The organism is Streptomyces sp. NPDC005925, assembly GCF_040638805.1.
In the GTDB taxonomy this organism is placed as follows: Bacteria; Actinomycetota; Actinomycetes; order Streptomycetales; family Streptomycetaceae; genus Streptomyces.
In genome coordinates this window covers 1-17,762 of record NZ_JBEXVL010000008.1, presented here as the reverse complement: position 1 = coordinate 17,762, position 17,762 = coordinate 1, and the positions used below count along the sequence as shown (strand labels likewise).

Here is a 17,762-nt window from a genome sequence, read left to right as displayed (position 1 = left end):
TCCCCAGCGCGGCCGAGGAGGTCCCTGTGCAGCTGATACACAGCCTGGCCTCGGCGACCGTGGCCGCGGCCCTCCTGCTGAGCCTGCCGTGCGAGGCACTCGCGCACACCCGCCTGCGCGTGCCGCGCGGAACACCGGCGCACGCGCACGCGGCGGGCCCGTCGGCGGGGCGAGCGCCTTTCGGCGCGGAGTGCCGGATAGCCGTCCGCGGCTCGCAGGCGGTGGTCCACTGCCACAACCCGTACGTGGACACCGACCGGGTGCGCCTGCACATCGAGTGCGAACGCTGGTGGGACCTGGACACCGACAGCGCCCCCGCCGACACCGGCCCGGCCGAGACGGTACGGCTCACCGGCCGGTGCTGGAAGGAAGTCGGCGCGGTGTGGGTGAGCCACCAGAACCGGGGCTCCTGAACCGCCCCGGACGGCACAGGAACGGATAGCCGGCCGCCTCCGCCGCGGCGGCCGCCGTGTCGCCCGCGCGGATCGCGTCGACCAGCGGCGCGTGGCCCATGTACGACTCCGGCGTCAGCTCCGCTCCGACGTCGTCGCGCAGCCAGTCCCGCAGCACCTCGCCGAGGTCCGCGTACATCGTCGTCATCACGTCGTTGTGGGACGCCGACACCACGGCCAGGTGGAAGGTGGTGTCCGCCGCCACGAACGCCTCCGTGTCACCCGATTCCCACGCCTCCTCGCGGCGCAGCAGCAGCGCGTCCAACTGCTTGAGGTCCTTCTCGGTGCGCCGCTCGGCGGCCAGCTTCGCGGCGGCCGACTCCAGCGCGGACCGCAGCTCCGCGACGTGCCCCGGGTCGGCGTCCGCGAAGCGGCGGTGCATCACGCCGGCCAGCTCGCTGGTCGCCACGACATACGTGCCGGAGCCCTGCCGGATGTCCAGCAGGCCGTTGTGCGCGAGGGCGCGGACGGCCTCCCGGACCGTGTTGCGGGCCACGCCGAGCTGCTCGACCAGCTCGGGCTCGGTCGGGATGCGCGAGCCCACGGGCCATTCGCCCGAGGTGATCTGGGTGCGCAGCGCGGCGATGACCTGCTCGGAGAGCGCGGAACGCCGGGGATGGCTCAGAGGCATGGCACACCTTCGAACGGCGGCTCGGGCAGCGGGGCGCCGGGCCATGGACGGTTAATCATCCCATGATTCTATGATGGGCCGCATGGCACGTGAGGAAATTCGGTCACCCAGGTCCACGACGATCACCGCGAGCGCAGGCCCGTCGGGAGGGTCCGGTGAGCCCGTGGAATCCGGTGGGAGCGGGGCGGCCCGCCCGCGCGCGTGGACGGCGCGGCTCCTCGTCGTCGCCATCGTGCTGGCCGCCGTCAACCTCCGCCCGGCCATCACCAGCCTCGGCGCGCTCCTCGAAGAGGTCCGTGACGGGCTCGCCATGAGCGGCAGCGTCGCCGGCCTGCTCACCTCCGTGCCCCCGCTCTGCTTCGCGGTCTTCGGCGCCACCGCCTCGCGGCTGGCCCGCCGCTTCGGCCCCGGCGCGGTGGTCTGCGCCGGCATGGCCGCCATCGCGGCGGGCCTGCTCATACGCCCCTACGCGGGCGGCACCCCCGCGTTCCTGGCCGCCAGCGCCCTCGCCCTCATGGGTATCGCCGTCAGCAATGTCCTGATGCCGGTCGTCGTCAAGCGCTGGTTCCCCGACCGGGTCGGCTCCATGACCGGCGTGTACTCGATGGCCCTGGCCCTCGGCACCTCCGTCGCCGCCGCGGCGACCGTCCCCGTCACGGACGCGCTCGGCGGGAACTGGCACGGTGGCCTCGCCCTGTGGGCCGTACCGGCGGCGGTCGCCGTCCTGCCCTGGCTCGCGTTCGTACGGGACCGGGGTACGCCGGGTACCGGGCGGCCCGGCGCGGCGCGGCGCGGCACCGGCACCGGTACCGGCACCGGTACGGGCGGCGGCGTGGAGCGGCCCGCCGCGCGCATCACCCGGAGTCCGACCGCCTGGGCACTCGCCGTGTTCTTCGGGCTCCAGGCCACCGCCGCGTACATCACGATGGGCTGGATGCCGCAGATCTTCCGGGACGCGGGCGTGCCGGCCGGCACCGCCGGGCTGCTGCTCGCCCTGATCATGGTGATGGGCGTCCCACTGGCCTTCGTCATCCCGCGCCTGGCGACCCGGCTGCCCCACCAGGGCCCTATCGTCCTCGTCCTCGGTGCCTGCGGCCTCGCCGGGTACGCCGGCCTGTACGTCGCGCCGGCCGGCGGTGCCCTGGCCTGGGCGCTGCTGCTCGGCGTCTCCAACTGCGCCTTCCCGCTCGCGCTCACCATGGTCGGGATGCGGGCCAGGACCGGCGCGGGCGTCGCCCAGCTGTCGGCCTTCGCGCAGAGCACCGGCTACCTGATCTCCATCCCGGGCCCGCTGCTGGTCGGGGTGCTCTACCAGCACAGCGGGGGCTGGGGACTGCCCCTCGCCCTCATGGCCGCGCTGATGATCCCGCAGATGCTGGTGGGCACCCTGGCGGGCCGCAACCGCACGGTGGAGGAGGAGACGGCCCGCTGATCCCGGTGCCCGGACTCCTGCCCGCGGCCGCGCCGGGACGAGGCCCGGGTACGGGTGGGAGCCCGGGACCCCACGTCGGGCCCGGACCGCCGGGGTGCGAGACTTGCCGTATGCCAGTGCTCGACCCGAACCCCCGCGACGGCCAGAAGAAGATGCTGCGCATCTTCGGCGCGTTCTTCGCCATCTTCGTGATCATCGCCGTCATCGCGACCATCGCCGCTCCCTGACGGGACGCCCTGACGAGACCCGCCCGGCCGAGGCGTCGACGCCGACGCCCTGCCGCGGGCCGCGATGGTAGGGCTGGCACCCCTGTCCCCTAGGGGGTCAGGGTCAGGGGCAAGTGGGTGGATCTCCGGATGGGTTGAGGGCCGCGGATTCCGTAGCTTCGAGAGGTGGCCGCGTACGGCGGACCACGCGGCGCGGACCATTCGTCCCGAGACCTGCGGAGGCACCCATGTCGGCCCCCTCGCACACCCGGCCCCACCCGGCCTCCCCGGGCGGCGCCGACGGCAGACTGCCCTGGTGGGCCCTCGCCCTGCCGACGGTGCTCTTCGCCGCCCTGCTCACCCTGATCCTGCACCCGTCCGATGCCCAGGCCGCCGCAGGAGACCCGGCGGTCAGCAGGCTCCTCGAACACCTCCAGCAGCTGATCACGCGCTGACCGGCCGATCACACGCCGACGGTGGCCGGGAGGGCGGTCAACTCCCTGCGCCTCATGGCCTGTTTCATGCGAAGCTGGAACACATGAGCGTCGCAGAAGCCCGCAGGATTGTCCTTTTCCGGCATGCGAAAGCCGACTGGCCACAGGTGACCGACCATGAGCGACCGCTCGCCGAGCGGGGGCGCATGGACGCCGCGTTCGCAGGACGCAAGCTGGCCGACACCGGCATCCCCTTCGACCTGGCCCTGTGCTCCACCGCGACCCGGACCCGCGAGACCTGGAAGCTCGCCGTGCACGAGTTCGAGCACCGACCGAAGACCGTCTACGAGGAACGGATCTACGACGCCTCGCCCGGCGAGCTCGTCAGCGTGCTCAACGAAACCCCCGACGACGCGCGCAACGTCCTGCTCATCGGTCACAACCCCGGCATCCACGGCCTCGCCGAGGTCCTGGCAGGGGCGGCGGAGGACACCGCCCGTGACCGGATGGCCCGCCGCGGCTTCCCGGCCGCCGCGTTCGCCGTCCTGACCTTCACGGGGAACTGGAAGTCCGTGGAGCCCGGCGCCGCCGCCCTGGTCGCCTACTGGGCGCCCACGGAGTAGCGGCCCACGGCACCCCGGCCCACAGCCTTGGGTGACCGACGGTCCCTCGGCCCACGGAACCCCCGCCCCGGGCTTTCCACGACCGGGGTTTCTCGGCCCACGGCTTCCCGATCCACTGCGTCCCGGCCCACGGAACCCCGATCCACGGCATCCCGGCCCACGGAATGCCGTCGCCCGGCCTTCCGCGGTCGGCGGGAGTGACGGGCCCGGGCGGGGGCGAGGGTCGCGGACGGAAGTGACGGACCCGGACGGGCGGTACGACGGGCCGGGGCGGGTGTGAACGTCGCACCCGACGGACACCACGGGCGAGAACGCAAACGCCAGGCCCGGCACCACGAAGCACGAAGTGCCGGGCCCTTCACGCACGTGTGCGGGTGAGCGCGTGCCGAGGCGCCTGCCGCACCGGGCCCCGGGCGCGGGGCGAGCAGGGCGGCGAAGATCACCGTCGGCAGGGCGAGGGCCCACCGAGGCCGGCGATGACGGCGTTGGCCGCGATGACGGCGATGATCACGAAGATGGTGAGGACCGGGTCAGCGTGACCGGGGGTGCGCCTCGGGGCCCGTGGCCGGGTCCAGGTCGAGGTCGAGGTCGAGGTCGAGCGTGTCCGCCGCCTCGACCTCTTCGCGGGTGACGCCGAGCAGATACAGCACCGTGTCCAGGAACGGCACGTTCACCGCCGTGTGCGCGGCCTCCCGGACCACCGGCTTGGCGTTGAAGGCGACGCCGAGACCGGCCGCGTTCAGCATGTCCAGGTCGTTGGCGCCGTCACCGATGGCCACTGTCTGTGACAGCGGCACGCCCGCCTCCGCGGCGAACCGGCGCAGCAGCCTCGCCTTGCCCGCCCGGTCCACGATCTCGCCGGACACCCTGCCGGTCAGTTTCCCGTCGGCGATCTCCAGCGTGTTCGCCTGGGCGAAGTCCAGACCGAGACGTTCCCGGAGGTCGTCGGTGACCTGGGTGAACCCGCCGGACACGACACCGACTTGGTAGCCGAGGCGCTTCAGCGTACGGATCAGGGTGCGTGCGCCGGGCGTCATCCGCACCTCGCTGCGCACCTTGTCCACCACCGAGGCGTCCAGGCCCGCCAGGAGCGCCACGCGCGCGTGCAGCGACTGCTCGAAGTCGAGTTCGCCGCGCATCGCCGCCGCGGTGACCTCGGCGACCTTGTCCTCGCAGCCGGCGTGCGCGGCGAACAGCTCGATCACTTCGTCCTGGATGAGGGTGGAGTCCACATCCATGACGACGAGCCGCTGGGCGCGCCGGTGCAGACCCGCGGCGACGACCGCCACGTCCACGCCGAGCGCCGCCGCGTCCGTGACCAGGGCCGTGCGCAGGGTCGCGGTCTCGACGCCGGACACCGCGAACTCCACCGCCGTCACCGGGTACTTGGCGAGCCGGAAGATACGGTCGATGTTGCCGCCGGTCCTGGTGATCCGGGCCGCTATGGCGGACGTCGCCTCCGCGGTGAGCGGGTGGCCGAGCACGGTGACGAGGGAGCGGCCGAGGCCGCGCGGCCGGTTGTCGCCGAGCCCGGAGATGATCTCCGCCTGGAGTTTCATCGTTTCCGCCCAGCTGTGGACGGTCGCGCGCAGCTCGCCCGCCAGACCCTGGGGCGGCTCGGTCACGAGCGCGCACAGCACGATCCGGCCACGCGTGACGACCTGCTCGATGTCGACGACGTCGACGGAGTAGGCGGCGAGAGTGTCGAAGAGGCCGGCCGTGATGCCCGGCCTGTCCTTGCCGAAGATCTTGACAAGGAGCGTGGGGACGTCAGAGGTCTGCAGTGCGCTCATGGTGTTTCCACCGTATCCGGCACCCCGCGGGTTCCGCCCCGGCGGTCCGCCAGCCGGACAGGAACCGCCGCGGCGCCGCCGTCGTCGGCCGCGCCCCGAATGGCGTGATCTCGGTGGCGCGATGCGCCTCGACGCCGTAGCGGCCGAGTGTGGGCGCCCGGCCGGAATGCGTGACCATACCGACTGCCCCGAACGCCGCAGCCGTCCCCCGTCTCACGCGCCCGCCGCACCCCGCAGCTCCACCACCCGGGCAGAGTGCACCAAAGGCCCTCCGGTCACACGGCCGCCGCTCCGATCGCACCACGGGCACCCGGATCCGCGACGCGGCTCTTGCCGCCCATGTCCCCCTCACGGGAGGTTGCTACGCTCCGACCCGCTTTCCACCCCCTCAAGGAGGTCGGCGGTGAGCTCCTGCGGGGTCTTCACAAGGCCCGACTTTCGGTCAGGGGCCCGAGCCTGAAATAGTTCCCTCCGATGTTCGACATCCCTAGGCTCCCCACGACGGGGGCACTATTCGGGGGACAAAATCAGTGGGGCATGGAGTGCCGGAACTCGTACTGGAATTCAATGGGCGGACCTGGACGCTGGATCCGTCCAGGTCGTACACGCTCGGACGCGATCCACAGGGAGACGTCGTGTTCGACGACGCCAGGGTGTCCTGGCGTCACGCCACGGTCGGTTTCAACGGCCGTAGTTGGGTCGTCGAGGACCACGGCAGCACCAACGGCACGTTCATGCAGGGCCGACGGATCCAGCAGCTGGAGATCGCTGCGGCCACGGTCCTGAACCTGGGCAACGCGACCGAGGGACCGCGGGTCACCTTCTCCGGTTCCGCTGCCGCTGCGCCGCAGGCGCAGCCCCAACAGCAGTTCCCTCAGCCTCAGCAGGCCCATCACTCCCAGCAGGCCCATCAGCCGCAGCAGCCGCCGTATGGGGCGCAGGGCGCGAACGCCGGCTGGGCGCAGCAGACGCCGCCGCAGCAGGCGCCTCAGCCTCAGCCGCAGCAGCCCGCCGCGCACATTCCGCAGCAGCAGGCACCCGGTGGTGGCGCGGGGGCGCCGCCGGTGCACGGCGACCGCAGCCCGACCACGTTCCACCAGTTCGCCCTCGGCCGTGTGATGCGCATCGGCCGTGCCCTGGAGAACGACCTGGTCGTCTCCGACCTGCAGGTCTCGCGCAATCACGCCGAGTTCCACGCGACGCCCGACGGCCGCCTGGAGATCCGCGATCTCGGCTCGCACAACGGCACGTACGTCAACGGTCAGCCGATCGCGAAGGGCGGCTCGCAGCTGCTCGGCCCGGCGGACATCGTCGGTGTCGGCCACTCGACGTTCCGGATCGTCGGCGACCGGCTCGAGGAGTTCGTCGACACCGGTGAGGTGTCCTTCTCCGCGCGCCACCTGACCGTCACGGTCGACGGCGGCAAGCAGATCCTGAAGGACGTCTCCTTCGGCGTCCCGGAGAAGTCGCTGATCGCGGTCATCGGACCGTCCGGTTCCGGCAAGTCGACGCTGCTCAAGGCGCTCACCGGCTACCGCCCGGCCGACCAGGGCGAGGTTCTCTACGACAACCGGAACCTCTACAAGCAGTTCGCCGAGCTGCGTCAGCGCATCGGTCTGGTCCCGCAGGACGACATCCTGCACAAGGAGCTGACCGTCAAGAAGGCCCTCAAGTACGCGGCCAAGCTGCGCTTCCCGGCCGACACCACGGCCGCCGAGCGGGACGCCCGCATCGACGAGGTGCTGCGCGAGCTCAAGCTGGACATCCACAAGGAGAAGAAGGTCACCTCCCTCTCCGGCGGCCAGCGCAAGCGCGTCTCGGTGGCCCTGGAGCTGCTCACCAAGCCGTCGCTGATCTTCCTGGACGAGCCGACCTCGGGCCTCGACCCGGGCATGGACCGCGACGTCATGCAGCTGCTGCGCGGCCTCGCCGACGACGGCCGTACGGTCCTCGTCGTCACGCACTCGGTGGCCGAGCTGGCGATCTGCGACAAGCTCCTGGTGATGGCGCCGGGCGGTTCGGTCGCCTACTTCGGCCCGCCCGAGGAGGCGCTGAACTTCTTCGGCTACGACACCTGGGCCGATGTCTTCTCCGCCTTCGAGAACTACCGCGACTACGACTGGGCGGGCCGCTGGAAGGGCTCGCAGCACTACCAGATGTACGCCGCGGAGATCGACGCCGTCGCCCCGCAGCCCGTACAGGTGCCGTCGATGCAGGCGATGCGGCCGCCGAAGCCGCAGGGCTGGATGTCGCAGTTCGTCACGCTGGTGCGCCGCTACGTCTCGGTGATCGCCTCCGACGGCGGCTTCCTCGCGCTGATGGTGATCCTGCCGGCGGTGCTCGGCGCGGTGAGCCTGCTCATCGACGCCGACAAGGGCCTGCTGCCCAACCCGGTGAACCCGCAGACGGGCCGGACCCTCCCGAACGGCACGGCCACCACGGTCCTGCTGATCCTCGCGGTCGGCGCCTGCTTCGCCGGTGCGGCGAACTCGGTCCGTGAGCTGATCAAGGAACGGGTCATCTACGAGCGGGAGCGCGCGACGGGCCTGTCCCGGTCGGCGTACCTGATGTCGAAGGTGTTCGTGCTGGGCATGATCACCGTGCTGCAGGGCCTGCTGGTCGGCGTCATCGGCTTCGCCACCCGGGAGATCCCGGAGGAGGGCCTGGTCCTCGGCGGGCTCACGCTGGTCGAGCTGTCCCTGCCGATCATGGCGCTGGGCTTCACGTCGATGATGTTCGGCCTGATCATCTCGTCGCTGGTGAAGACGGCCGAGAAGACCATGCCGCTGCTGGTGATGTTCGCGATCATCCAGGTCGTGTTCACGGGCTGCCTGTTCGCGCTGAACGGCACGGTCGGCGTCAACCAGTTCTCGTATCTGATGCCGTCGCGCTGGGCCGTCGCCGCGGCGGGCGCCACGCTGGACTTCAACAGGATCAGTCCGCCGGAGGAGGGTGCCGACACGGATCCGCTGTGGGAGCACAGCGTCGGCGCCTGGGGCATGGACATGGCCGCCCTGATCCTCCTCGGCGTGGTCTGCGGCTTCTTCGTGGCCCGCTTCCTGCGCCGCCACGAGCCCGAGGTCATGCGCAAGTAACCACGTTCGTCATGCCCGAAGGGCGGCACCCCGACAGGTGGGTGCCGCCCTTCGGTGTTCACGGGCAGAGGTCCGCGCCGACCTCAGTACGCGCTGTTGACGTTGTCGATCGAACCGTAACGGTCGGCCGCGTAGTTCGCGGCGGCCGTGATGTTCGAGACCGGGTTCCAGATGTTCTTGGGCGTGCCGTTCACGTGGTACGTGTCGAAGGTCGGCGGGATCACCTGGAGCAGACCCTTGGACGGGATGCCGTTCTGGGCGTTGATGTCCCAGAGGTTGATGGCCTTCGGGTTGCCCGAGGACTCCCGGATGATGTTCTTGTGCAGGCCGTGGTACGAGCCCGGGATGCCCTTCTGCTTCATGATGTCGAGGGCCTCACGGATCCAGCCGTCCAGGTTGTTCGCGTAGGTCTTCTCGACCGGGGCGCGCTGAGCGGAGCGGCTGGCGGTCTCCTTGGCCGCGCGCTCCTTCGCGACGGCCTGGGCGACGGCCTTCTTCTTCGCCTCGGCGGCCTTCTTCGCGGCGGCGTCGGCAGCCGCCTTCTTCTTGGCCGCGATGGCCTCGACCTTGAGGTTCGCCTCGGCGAGCTGGTCGGTGACGCTGGTCTGCACGTCCGCGACGCGCTCGGAGCTGTACTTCACCGGAGCGGCGGACACGGCCTCGGTCGTGGTCGTCGACGCATTGCTCGGCACGGCCGAGAAGGCCAGGGCGGAGACGCCGAGGGTGGCGGCACCGGCAATGGCGACCTTGTACTTGCGGTCGAGGGGGCGACGGGAACCACGGTTCAGGCTGATCTTGGGCATGGCGATTGGACCTCTTCGGATAGCGCGGAGGTCGCTCGTCGTCCGGCGGACACTGGTGCTTCCCTGCACGAACGCCGCGGAAGAACCCACGACGCTGAGCGACGTGAGCCATTGTTAGCGGCGGCAAAAAGCCATGGCAAAGATGTGACGTACGAAGCTCTGTAGTGGATCACGAAAGGGCGAAACAGCGCATACCCGGACAGATTCCTAGGTGATGTGGGATGCCTTGGGGGAGTTTATCTCCTATTGGCCTTCGTACGTGACCTGCGCCCTATGCCCGGGCTCACACGGGGCGCCCCCGGCTCTCACCCCGCGTCCCCCGCGCGCTGCTCTGCGTAAGCAAACTCCCCGCCCGGCTGCGGCAGTACGAGATGGACGTCCCCGAACTCGTGCCACAGGTAGCGCCCGCGCAGGGCCTCCGCGTAACCGCGCTCCACCGCCGCCCGCCCCGCGACCGCCTCCAGCATCAGCAGGTGCGAGGCCTCCGGCTCGTGCAGACCGGTCAGCAGCCCGTCCACCGCCCGCACCCCGCGCTCCGGCGTCACCACCAGATCCGTCCACCCCGACCGCGCCCGTACGACCCCGTCGGCGCCGGCCGCCGACTCCACGGCCCGTACGGCCGTCGTGCCCACCGCGATCACCCGCCCGTCACCCGCCCGCACCGCGTTGATGACCCGCGCCGACGCCTCCGGCACCACGAACCGCTCCGGATACGGCGGCTCGTGCGCCTCCGCCGACGCCACCCCGGTATGCAGCGTGACCGGCGCGAACTGCACCCCCCGGCTCACCAGCTCCGCCACCAGCCGCGCCGTGAAGGGCCGCGCCGCACTCGGCATCTCCGCGCTGCCCAGCCCGTCGGGCGACGGCAGCGCGAACACCGTCTGGTACACGGACAACGGCTGGTCCCGCTCCGTGTACGCGTAACGGATGGGCCGCCCGTACTCCCGCAGCACCCCCGGCACCCCCGGCCCCGACACCGACGCCCACCACAACCGGTCGCTCCCCGCGGCCAGCGGCTCCACGAGCACCAGCCTCACCCCACCGGGCAGCCACACCTCCGTACCCGCGGGCCCGCCCGCCCGCGGGCGCGTCGTACCCCCGGCAGGAGCCGCGCATGCCCCCGCCGGTGAGGAGGGAGAACCCGCACCCGCGCGCGTGGCGCCCCCACCGCACGGATCCCGCAGCTCGACCGCCCACCGGCCGTCGTCCGCGCGCGTGGAAAAATGCACCACCACGCACGCGCGCCCGATCCGCCCGTCGACGGCCGCGGCCAGCGTGGGCGAGGTGTTGACGACGAGCAGGTCTCCGGCCCGCAGCAGCCGCGGCAGCTCGGCGAAGGCGTGGTGCGTCACATCGGTCCCGCGCGACACCAGCAGCCGTACCGCGTCCCGGTCCCGCCCAGGGCCCCGCTGCTCGGCCGGCACCCGCGCCGACAGCTCGGCGGGCACCCGCCAGGCCCGCACCGGGCTCCCCGCGGCCCGCGTCACCGCCGTCCCTCCAGCAGAGCCCGGGCGGCGTACCGGCCGCTGACCGGCCGCTCGTCCAGCAGCCGCAGGAAGGCCGGCGCCACCGCGGCCGGATCGGGCCGCGGCCCCTCGTCGTCCGGTACGGCCGCCGCGTACAGGTCCGTCGCCATGTCCCCGGGATCCACCGCCCACACCCGCAGCCCCGGCTCCTCCACCGCCAGAACGGCCGCGAGCTGCTCCAGCGCCGCCTTCGACGCCCCGTAACCGCCCCACGTCCCGTACGCCTCGGCCGCCGCGTCCGAACCGACCGCGATCACCGTGCCCGCCCGCGACGCCCGCAGCAGCGGCAGCGCCTCCTGGACCAGACCCAGCGCCGCCACCACGTTCACCTCCAGCGCCCGCCGCAGTCCCTCCAGCGGCAGCTTCTCCAGCTCCACGAGCGGTTCGGCACCCAGCGCGCTCGCGTTGTGCACCAGCAGATCCACCCCGCCGAGGCGCCGTGCCGCCGCGACGAGCTCCGCGCGGTGCCCGGCGTCCGCGACATCCCCGGGCAGCGCCGTCACGCGCGTGCCGTGCGCGGACACCACCCCGGCCGCCTCCGCCAGCGGGACCGGCCCCCGCGCGTCGAGCACCAGATCCCAGCCCCGCGCGGCCAGCGCCCCGGCCAGCGCCAGTCCCAGCCCCCTCGAAGCCCCCGTGATGATCGCAACAGGCATGACACCCGTCCCTTCGTCTCGTCGTCGCCACCGCCCCCTCGGGCGTGCCGCCAACCTATGGAGGGACCCCGCCCCGCCACCTCGGCCGCCGGACGCAGACCCCGAGGGCACTTCGCCCTACACCACCGGCCCGGGCCCGCGGCCCTACGCCCCGTCTCCCGGCCTCCGGACCTACGCCCCGCGCCCCGGCCACAGGGCCCACAGACCTACGACCACCGTCCCCGGCCGGGGCCATCACGCGCCCGATACGCACGGTCACCGGCCGCCGGTACGGTGAGGACATGAGCAACGGCCCCCGGTCCGGTCTGGCAGCGGTGAGCTCCGCGCTACTGGCCATGAGCAGGCACCTCGAGGTGCGCGACGTCCTCAAGACGATCGTCGCCTCGGCCCGCGAACTGCTCGACGCGCAGTACGCCGCGCTGGGCGTCCCCGACGACCACGGCGGCTTCGCGCAGTTCGTCGTCGACGGAGTCGGCGACGAGCAGTGGAAGGCCATCGGCCCCCTCCCGCGCCAGCACGGCATCCTCGCCGCGATGCTCCACGAGGCCCGGCCCGAGCGCCTGGCCGACGTCCGCGACGACCCCCGCTTCGAGGGCTGGCCGGCCGCCCACCCCGACCTCGCCGACTTCCTCGGCCTGCCGATCCGCGACGGCGACGACGTCATCGGCGCGCTCTTCCTGGCCAACAAGACCTGCCCGAAACCCGGGGGCGGCTGCGGCTTCACCGAGGAGGACGAGGACCTGCTCGGCATCCTCGCCCAGCACGCGGCGATAGCCCTCACCAATGCCCGGCTCTACGAACGCAGCCGCGAACTCACCATCACCGAGGAACGCTCCCGCCTCGCCCACGAACTGCACGACGCGGTCAGCCAGAAACTGTTCTCGCTGCGCCTGACCGCCCAGGCCGCCACCGCCCTGGTCGACCGCGACCCCGAGCGCGCCAAGGGCGAGCTGCAGCAGGTGACCGCGCTCGCCGCCGAGGCCGCCGACGAACTGCGCGCCGCCGTCGTGGAGTTGCGCCCCGCCGCCCTCGACGACGACGGCCTCGTCGCCACCCTCCGCACCCAGACACAGGTCCTCGACCGCGCCCACACCGCGCGCGTCACGTTCACCAGCCACGGCGTACGAGCCCTCCCGTCGGCCCAGGAAGAGGCTCTGCTCCGAGTCGCCCAAGAGGCCCTGCACAACGCGCTGCGGCACTCCGGCGCCGACCACGTCGACGTCACCCTGGACCGGCGCGGCGGCGGCGCCGTCCTGCGGATCACGGACGACGGCAGCGGCTTCGACCCGCGCCCGGTGCGCCGCGCCGGACGCCACCTGGGGCTGGTCTCCATGCGCGACCGCGCCAATGGCGTCGGCGGCGGCCTGACGGTGGAATCGATGCCGGGCAAGGGCACCACGATCGAGATGGAGGTCCCCGGTGGCTGACGCAATCAAGGTGCTCCTCGTCGACGACCACCAGGTGGTCCGCAGGGGCCTGCGCACGTTCCTCGAAGTGCAGGAGGACATCGAGGTGGTGGGCGAGGCCGCCGACGGCGCCGACGGAGTCGCCCGCGCCGAGGAACTCAAGCCCGACGTCATCCTCATGGACGTCAAGATGCCGGTCATGGACGGCGTCGACGCGCTGCGCCGCCTCCACGAACTCGGCAACCCCGCGCGCGTACTGATCGTCACCAGCTTCACCGAACAACGCACGGTGGTCCCCGCCCTGCGCGCGGGCGCCGCCGGCTACGTCTACAAGGACGTCGACCCGGAAGCCCTGGCCGGCGCCATCCGCTCCGTGCACGCGGGCCACATCCTGCTCCAGCCCGAGGTCGCCGGCGCCCTGCTGTCCCAGGAGGAGACCAACGCGGGCCAGGGCAGGGGCGGTTCGCTCACCGAGCGGGAGCGCGAGGTACTCGGCCTGATCGCCGAAGGCCGCTCCAACCGGGAAATCGCCCGCGCACTGGTCCTGTCCGAGAAGACGGTGAAGACACACGTGTCCAACATCCTGATGAAACTCGACCTGTCGGACCGCACCCAGGCGGCCCTGTGGGCCGTACGGCACGGCCTGGCCGGCTGACCGGCACCCCGGGAAGTTCCCTCCGGGCCGAGATTCATACTGTCGTGGGAATGTCCCCCGTATGGCGCACCCACCGCGCGCCCCGGCCGTTCTCCAGTGCGTGCCGCGGCGACTGCCGCGGTGATCGCGAGGAGGGCTCGAGAAGTGAAGAACCTGAAGAAGGCCGTGGCCGCGACGATGATGGCGGGCGGTCTCATCGCCGCCGGTGCCGGCCTGGCCTCCGCCACCGACGGCGCGCTGGTCGCGGGCCAGACCGTGGCGTCGCCGGGCGTCGCCTCCGGCAACCTGGTCCAGGCCCCGGTGCACGCCCCGGTCAACGTCGTGGGCAACTCGGTCAGCGTCATCGGCGCGATGAACCCGGCCTTCGGCAACGTCGGCCTGAACTGACACACGGCTGACCCACGACGGGGTGCCGACCGTGCATCCGGCGGTCGCCCGCGCCACCCCCCACGGCACGGGCCACCGCAGGCGGCACCCCGTCGATGCCGGGCGTATACACACCATCCGGCGCCCGCGGTCAGCGAGCCCCGCGCTCCCGCTCCTCCACCACGGAGTTGTACGCCGCGACCTGCGCCCGCCGAGCCGTCCGCTCCACCGGCCGCAACGCCTCGGCCCGCGCCCCGATCTCCGAGGCACTCACCGCACCGCCGTGCCCGTTCTCGTACGCCACGGAAATCAGCAGCCCCACCCGCTGAGCCAGCTCCAACACCCGCACCGCCCGCGGCGGATACCCCGGCGCCAGCACCTCCCGCCCCCGCTCGGCCCGTGCCCGGTACGCGTCGACCGCCGCCTGGGCCACCGGCCCCGACCCGGCCACGTCCAGCCGCGACAACACCTCGGTCGCGTCCCGCAGCGCCTCCGCCAGTTCTCGCTCGGCCTCCCCGAGGGACGGCACATCGGCGGGCGGCGCCTCCCGCACCGGCAGGCAGTGCCACACCACCTCGACATGCACATCACCGTCCGGCCCGGCCTCGTACACCTCGGGCACCAGGCCGAACGCCGCGCCGTGACAGACCACGGCCTCCTCCGCCTCCAGCGCCCGCGCGTTGAACTCCGGCGGCCCGCTCAGCCCCAGCGGATGACCCGGCGCGGGCAACGCCACCCTCAGCGCACCCACCCCGAGTGCGCGCAACCGCCCCAGCGCGAGCGTCAGCCCGACCGGCGCGGATTCACCCGGCAGTCCCTCCACCCGGTGCACGGCGTCCCCGCCGACCATCGCGAGCACAGCGTCATCTGGCGAGACAAGTCCGGCCAAAAGGGCATTCCCCCACGAGGCCAGTCGTCCAGAGCGTGGTTCCGACAACATGCCTCCACCCTAAGGACAGGACCGATGGAATGGATGCGCCGACCAGTGGCGTAGATTTCTGAAGGGCTGCGCCCGCGGGCGCGGCGGACCGAGCCACAGGCGACCGCGACAGCCGAGACCGGCCACACTGCAAGGGGAGACAACGCGCTCATGAGCGATGTTCTGGAGCTTCAGGACGTATCCGTGGTCCGCGAGGGCCGGGCTCTGGTGGACCAGGTCTCCTGGTCGGTGAAGGAAGGGGAACGCTGGGTCATCCTCGGTCCCAACGGCGCCGGCAAGACCACCCTCCTGAACATCGCCTCCAGCTACCTCTACCCCAGCAGCGGCACCGCCGCCATCCTCGGTGAAACCCTCGGCACCCCCGGCACCGACGTCTTCGAACTGCGCCCCCGCATCGGCATCGCCGGCATCGCCCTCGCCGACAAGCTCCCCAAGCGCCAGACCGTCCTCCAGACCGTCCTCACCGCCGCCTACGGCATGACCGCGCACTGGCAGGAGGACTACGAGGAGATCGACGAGCAGCGCGCCCGCGCCTTCCTCGACCGCCTCGGCATGTCCGAGTTCCTGGAGCGCAAGTTCGGCACCCTCTCCGAGGGCGAACGCAAGCGCACCCTCATCGCCCGCGCCCTGATGACCGACCCCGAGCTGCTGCTCCTCGACGAGCCCGCCGCCGGCCTCGACCTCGGCGGCCGCGAAGATCTCGTACGGCGCCTCGGCCGTCTCGCCCGCGACCCCATCGCCCCTTCGATGATCATGGTCACGCACCACGTCGAGGAGATCGCCCCCGGCTTCACCCACGTCCTGATGATCCGCCAGGGCAAGGTCCTCGCCGCCGGACCGCTGGAGCTCGAGCTCACCTCCCGCAACCTCTCCCTCTGCTTCGGCCTGCCCCTCGTCGTGGAACAGGTCGGCGACCGCTGGACCGCGCAGGGCCTGCCGCTGTCCTGAACCCCAAGAACCCACCACCGCAAGCGCCTTGAACGGACCGGCGCACTGTCGGTGACCGGGCCCCGCGACCTACCATGAACCCGTGGACATCGACGCATGGGTGTGGTGGCTGGTCGGAGCGGCAGCGCTCGGCATCGGGCTGGTGGTCACCGCCATGCCCGAGCTGGGCATGCTCGCGGTGGGTGCCGTCGCCGCGGCGACGGTCTCGGGCTTCTTCGGCGGTGGTGCCGTCGTTCAGGTCGTGGCCTTCGTGGTCGTCTCGACCGCCCTCATCGCCGTCGTCCGGCCCATCGCATACCGGCACCGCTCACAACGCCCCCGGTTCACCAGCGGCGTGGACGCGCTCAAGGGCAGAACAGCCGTCGTCCTGGAGCGTGTCGACGCGCGCGGCGGACGTATCAAGCTCGCCGGGGAAGTCTGGTCGGCCCGCGCCCTCGACAACGGCAGCGCCTACGAGGTCGGACAGGAAGTGGACGTCGTGGACATCGAAGGGGCCACAGCGATCGTCATGTGACCGCGAACGACGCAGACTGCACCGAATGCCCCACGTGGCACACGACGGTCTGTCAGACTCGACCAGCAAGATCTTCAAGAGCCGTAGGATCTTCGGATCTTCCACGAGCGCCAAGGCGGAGAAGGGTACGGGGAACGTCGATGGAACCGGTCATCATCGTCCTGATCATTCTGGTGGTGTTGGTCTTCATCGCCCTGATCAAAACGATCCAGGTCATCCCACAGGCAAGCGCCGCCATCGTGGAGCGCTTCGGCCGCTACACCCGCACACTCAACGCGGGCCTCAACATCGTCGTCCCGTTCATCGACACCATCCGCAACCGCATCGACCTCCGTGAACAGGTCGTGCCGTTCCCTCCCCAGCCGGTGATCACCCAGGACAACCTGGTCGTCAACATCGACACCGTCATCTACTACCAGGTCACCGACGCACGGGCCGCCACCTACGAGGTCGCCAGCTACATCCAGGCGATCGAGCAGCTCACCGTCACCACCCTGCGCAACATCATCGGCGGCATGGACCTCGAGCGGACCCTGACCTCCCGTGAGGAGATCAACGCGGCCCTGCGCGGCGTCCTCGACGAGGCCACCGGCAAGTGGGGCATCCGCGTCAACCGCGTCGAGCTCAAGGCGATCGAGCCGCCCACCTCCATCCAGGACTCGATGGAGAAGCAGATGCGCGCCGACCGCGACAAGCGCGCCGCGATCCTCCAGGCCGAAGGTGTGCGGCAGTCCGAGATCCTGCGCGCCGAGGGCGAGAAGCAGTCCCAGATCCTGCGCGCCGAGGGCGAGGCCAAGGCCGCCGCCCTGCGCGCCGAGGGCGAGGCGCAAGCGGTCCGTACGGTCTTCGAAGCCATCCACGCCGGCGACCCCGACCAGAAGCTCCTCTCCTACCAGTACCTCCAGATGCTCCCCAAGATCGCCGAGGGCGACGCCAACAAGCTCTGGATCGTCCCCAGCGAGATCGGTGACGCTCTCAAGGGCCTGTCCGGTGCCATGGGCAACTTCGGCGGCCTCGGCGGCCTCGGCGGCGGTTCGGGCAGTGGAAACGGCGGAGCCGGCGTCCCGGCGCAGGAACGCCGCGAGAAGCCTTCCATCGACTGACACCAGCTCTCCCCGCACGCACGAAAGGGGGCACCCCCTCCGCCTTGGGTTCTAGGAGTCGTTGCAACACCCCAGTGCAAGGGATGCGATGGACTTCGAGATCCGTAAGGACCGGACGAAGCCTCAGGGCAGGAAGAAGCTCACCCGGGAGCGGGAGGCATACTCCCGGCTCATGCAGC

General features: G+C 71.6%; 18 protein-coding genes. 12 read left to right on the top strand and 6 right to left on the bottom strand.

Going from position 1 to position 17,762, the window contains the following annotated elements; all coding sequences use genetic code 11:
- Window positions 1-26: 26 nt before the first annotated feature.
- Window positions 27-413, top strand: a complete 387-nt coding sequence (locus tag ABZ354_RS12630; protein ID WP_358655871.1) for a hypothetical protein — start codon at window positions 27-29, stop codon at window positions 411-413.
- Here the strand turns inward: ABZ354_RS12630 and ABZ354_RS12625 are convergent.
- Window positions 349-1,083 (bottom strand): FadR/GntR family transcriptional regulator, encoded by a 735-nt coding sequence (locus ABZ354_RS12625; protein WP_358655869.1) that lies wholly within the window; start codon window positions 1,081-1,083, stop codon window positions 349-351. The two genes, ABZ354_RS12630 and ABZ354_RS12625, sit on opposite strands and share 65 nt — an antisense overlap.
- A gap of 70 nt (window positions 1,084-1,153) precedes the next feature.
- Here ABZ354_RS12625 and ABZ354_RS12620 point away from each other — a divergent pair, with 70 nt between their 5' ends.
- The 4 genes from ABZ354_RS12620 (at window position 1,154) to ABZ354_RS12605 (ending at window position 3,778) form a co-directional block, all read left to right on the top strand.
- Window positions 1,154-2,515, top strand: a complete 1,362-nt coding sequence (locus tag ABZ354_RS12620) for a CynX/NimT family MFS transporter (RefSeq protein WP_358655867.1) — start codon at window positions 1,154-1,156, stop codon at window positions 2,513-2,515.
- 110 nt (window positions 2,516-2,625) lie between these two features.
- Complete coding sequence (locus ABZ354_RS12615; protein ID WP_358655865.1) at window positions 2,626-2,742, top strand: SGM_5486 family transporter-associated protein; 117 nt, start codon at window positions 2,626-2,628, stop codon at window positions 2,740-2,742.
- A gap of 227 nt (window positions 2,743-2,969) precedes the next feature.
- A complete protein-coding gene (locus ABZ354_RS12610; RefSeq protein ID WP_358655863.1) occupies window positions 2,970-3,176 on the top strand; it encodes a hypothetical protein in 207 nt (68 codons plus the stop codon).
- Between the two features lie 83 nt (window positions 3,177-3,259).
- The gene (locus tag ABZ354_RS12605) at window positions 3,260-3,778 is read left to right on the top strand and encodes a histidine phosphatase family protein (RefSeq protein WP_358655861.1); all 519 of its coding nucleotides are present in this window, start codon (window positions 3,260-3,262) and stop codon (window positions 3,776-3,778) included.
- 530 nt (window positions 3,779-4,308) lie between these two features.
- Here ABZ354_RS12605 and serB read toward each other — a convergent pair.
- On the bottom strand, window positions 4,309-5,571 hold the full coding sequence (serB, locus tag ABZ354_RS12600; RefSeq protein ID WP_358655859.1) for a phosphoserine phosphatase SerB: 1,263 nt from the start codon (window positions 5,569-5,571) through the stop codon (window positions 4,309-4,311).
- Between the two features lie 542 nt (window positions 5,572-6,113).
- Here serB and ABZ354_RS12595 point away from each other — a divergent pair.
- Window positions 6,114-8,666, top strand: coding sequence for an FHA domain-containing protein (locus ABZ354_RS12595; RefSeq protein ID WP_358655857.1), 2,553 nt, complete (start codon window positions 6,114-6,116; stop codon window positions 8,664-8,666).
- Between the two features lie 83 nt (window positions 8,667-8,749).
- Here the strand turns inward: ABZ354_RS12595 and ABZ354_RS12590 are convergent, their stop codons facing one another.
- The 3 genes from ABZ354_RS12590 to ABZ354_RS12580 form a co-directional block, all read right to left on the bottom strand.
- A complete protein-coding gene (locus tag ABZ354_RS12590) occupies window positions 8,750-9,469 on the bottom strand; it encodes a transglycosylase SLT domain-containing protein (RefSeq protein ID WP_358655855.1) in 720 nt (239 codons plus the stop codon).
- 305 nt (window positions 9,470-9,774) lie between these two features.
- A complete protein-coding gene (locus tag ABZ354_RS12585) occupies window positions 9,775-10,956 on the bottom strand; it encodes an S-adenosylmethionine:tRNA ribosyltransferase-isomerase (RefSeq protein ID WP_358655853.1) in 1,182 nt (393 codons plus the stop codon).
- Window positions 10,953-11,651: an SDR family oxidoreductase gene (locus ABZ354_RS12580; protein ID WP_358655851.1), complete on the bottom strand. Its 699-nt coding sequence runs from the start codon at window positions 11,649-11,651 to the stop codon at window positions 10,953-10,955. The genes ABZ354_RS12585 and ABZ354_RS12580 overlap by 4 nt, the downstream gene beginning before the upstream one ends.
- Window positions 11,652-11,932: 281 nt before the next feature.
- Between ABZ354_RS12580 and ABZ354_RS12575 the strand changes: the two genes are divergently transcribed.
- The 3 genes from ABZ354_RS12575 (at window position 11,933) to ABZ354_RS12565 (ending at window position 14,099) form a co-directional block, all read left to right on the top strand.
- Window positions 11,933-13,078 (top strand): GAF domain-containing sensor histidine kinase, encoded by a 1,146-nt coding sequence (locus tag ABZ354_RS12575; RefSeq protein ID WP_358655850.1) that lies wholly within the window; start codon window positions 11,933-11,935, stop codon window positions 13,076-13,078.
- Window positions 13,071-13,712: a response regulator transcription factor gene (locus ABZ354_RS12570; protein WP_358655848.1), complete on the top strand. Its 642-nt coding sequence runs from the start codon at window positions 13,071-13,073 to the stop codon at window positions 13,710-13,712. The genes ABZ354_RS12575 and ABZ354_RS12570 overlap by 8 nt, the downstream gene beginning before the upstream one ends.
- Window positions 13,713-13,856: 144 nt before the next feature.
- A complete protein-coding gene (locus ABZ354_RS12565; RefSeq protein ID WP_358655846.1) occupies window positions 13,857-14,099 on the top strand; it encodes a chaplin in 243 nt (80 codons plus the stop codon).
- 130 nt (window positions 14,100-14,229) lie between these two features.
- Here ABZ354_RS12565 and ABZ354_RS12560 read toward each other — a convergent pair whose 3' ends face one another.
- Window positions 14,230-15,018 carry a hypothetical protein gene (locus ABZ354_RS12560; protein WP_358655844.1) on the bottom strand — a complete coding sequence of 263 codons (789 nt, stop codon included), beginning with the start codon at window positions 15,016-15,018 and terminating at the stop codon, window positions 14,230-14,232.
- Window positions 15,019-15,168: 150 nt separating this feature from the next.
- On the opposite strand from ABZ354_RS12560, the gene ABZ354_RS12555 reads away from it, so the two are divergent.
- The 3 genes from ABZ354_RS12555 to ABZ354_RS12545 all read left to right on the top strand — a co-directional run bounded on the left by ABZ354_RS12555 (window position 15,169) and on the right by ABZ354_RS12545 (window position 17,583).
- Entirely contained in the window at window positions 15,169-15,966 is a 798-nt protein-coding gene (locus ABZ354_RS12555) for an ABC transporter ATP-binding protein (protein ID WP_358655842.1), read from the top strand.
- A gap of 82 nt (window positions 15,967-16,048) precedes the next feature.
- Entirely contained in the window at window positions 16,049-16,480 is a 432-nt protein-coding gene (locus ABZ354_RS12550) for an NfeD family protein (RefSeq protein ID WP_358655840.1), read from the top strand.
- Window positions 16,481-16,620: 140 nt separating this feature from the next.
- Window positions 16,621-17,583, top strand: a complete 963-nt coding sequence (locus ABZ354_RS12545) for an SPFH domain-containing protein (RefSeq protein WP_358655838.1) — start codon at window positions 16,621-16,623, stop codon at window positions 17,581-17,583.
- The last annotated feature ends 179 nt before the right edge of the window (window positions 17,584-17,762 follow it).

Coding starts and splice junctions, on each gene's coding strand:
- ABZ354_RS12625 (WP_358655869.1), bottom strand. CDS start 1,083: ATGCCTCTGAGCCATCCCCGGCGTTCCGCGCTCTCCGAGCAGGTCATC.
- ABZ354_RS12590 (WP_358655855.1), bottom strand. CDS start 9,469: ATGCCCAAGATCAGCCTGAACCGTGGTTCCCGTCGCCCCCTCGACCGC.
- ABZ354_RS12615 (WP_358655865.1), top strand. CDS start 2,626: ATGCCAGTGCTCGACCCGAACCCCCGCGACGGCCAGAAGAAGATGCTG.
- ABZ354_RS12560 (WP_358655844.1), bottom strand. CDS start 15,018: ATGTTGTCGGAACCACGCTCTGGACGACTGGCCTCGTGGGGGAATGCC.
- ABZ354_RS12610 (WP_358655863.1), top strand. CDS start 2,970: ATGTCGGCCCCCTCGCACACCCGGCCCCACCCGGCCTCCCCGGGCGGC.
- ABZ354_RS12575 (WP_358655850.1), top strand. CDS start 11,933: ATGAGCAACGGCCCCCGGTCCGGTCTGGCAGCGGTGAGCTCCGCGCTA.
- ABZ354_RS12620 (WP_358655867.1), top strand. CDS start 1,154: ATGATGGGCCGCATGGCACGTGAGGAAATTCGGTCACCCAGGTCCACG.
- ABZ354_RS12545 (WP_358655838.1), top strand. CDS start 16,621: ATGGAACCGGTCATCATCGTCCTGATCATTCTGGTGGTGTTGGTCTTC.
- ABZ354_RS12555 (WP_358655842.1), top strand. CDS start 15,169: ATGAGCGATGTTCTGGAGCTTCAGGACGTATCCGTGGTCCGCGAGGGC.
- serB (WP_358655859.1), bottom strand. CDS start 5,571: ATGAGCGCACTGCAGACCTCTGACGTCCCCACGCTCCTTGTCAAGATC.
- ABZ354_RS12580 (WP_358655851.1), bottom strand. CDS start 11,651: ATGCCTGTTGCGATCATCACGGGGGCTTCGAGGGGGCTGGGACTGGCG.
- ABZ354_RS12605 (WP_358655861.1), top strand. CDS start 3,260: ATGAGCGTCGCAGAAGCCCGCAGGATTGTCCTTTTCCGGCATGCGAAA.